Origin of the sequence: Geminicoccus flavidas, from assembly GCF_009806515.1 — a bacterium.
Taxonomy (GTDB): domain Bacteria; phylum Pseudomonadota; class Alphaproteobacteria; order Geminicoccales; family Geminicoccaceae; genus Geminicoccus; species Geminicoccus flavidus.
On record NZ_WUJP01000298.1, the window covers coordinates 1 to 737 of the forward strand.

The 737-nt window shown below is 70.8% G+C and carries 2 protein-coding genes; both read left to right on the top strand.

Going from position 1 to position 737, the window contains the following annotated elements:
• The coding region (locus EQG76_RS08240) for a DUF2339 domain-containing protein (protein ID WP_159712320.1) at positions 1-555 on the top strand (555 nt) is incomplete at its 5' end.
• A gap of 14 nt (positions 556-569) precedes the next feature.
• Positions 570-737: hydantoinase/oxoprolinase N-terminal domain-containing protein (locus EQG76_RS33330; protein WP_159712322.1), on the top strand; the 168-nt coding region annotated here is incomplete at its 3' end.

Sequence of the window (737 nt, forward strand, 5' to 3'; positions counted from 1 at the left end):
GCGGTGGCCAGCCTGCTGGACCCGCTCCTGCGCATCGCCACAGGCGAGGACCTGCGCGTCCTGGACGTGCCGGTCGTGAACCCGCTGCTCCTGCTCCTGCTCGTCCCGGTGCTGGCGGTGGGCTTTCTCACTTGGCGCGGCCTGCCGGCCCGGCTGCCGAACCGGCTGGGCCCGGCCCTGCCGATCTCTGGTGGACTGCTCCTGCTGGCCTGGCCGATCCTGGAGATCCGCCGCGGCTTCGCGGGCTCGGTGGTCTGGGGTGAGGCCGCCATCCAGCCGGCAGAGAACTGGCTCTACTCGGCCTGGCTGGTGGTGGCCTCGGTGGGCCTCCTGGCATTCGGCCTGCTGACCCGGCAGCGCCAGCTCCGCCTCCTGTCGCTGGCCCTGCTGGTCCTGACGATCCTGAAGGTGTTCCTGCTTGATCTCAGCGGGCTGGAGGGCCTGTGGCGGGCAGCAGCCTTCCTGGGCCTCGGCATCACGCTGGTGGGTGTGGGTCTCGCCTACCAGCGGCTGTTCTCCGACGACCGCCATGCTACCCCCGGGGCAGGGCAGTGAGGGGACAGAGCGCGTTGCGGTTCAGGCTCGGGATTGACACTGGCGGCACCTATACCGACGCGGTGCTCTATACGCCGGCGCAAGGGGTGGTGCGGGCTGCCAAGTCACTGACCACCAAGCACGACCTGGCACAGGGCGTGGCAGAAGCGGTGGCGGAGGTGCTGGGCGATGCGCCGCCGCCG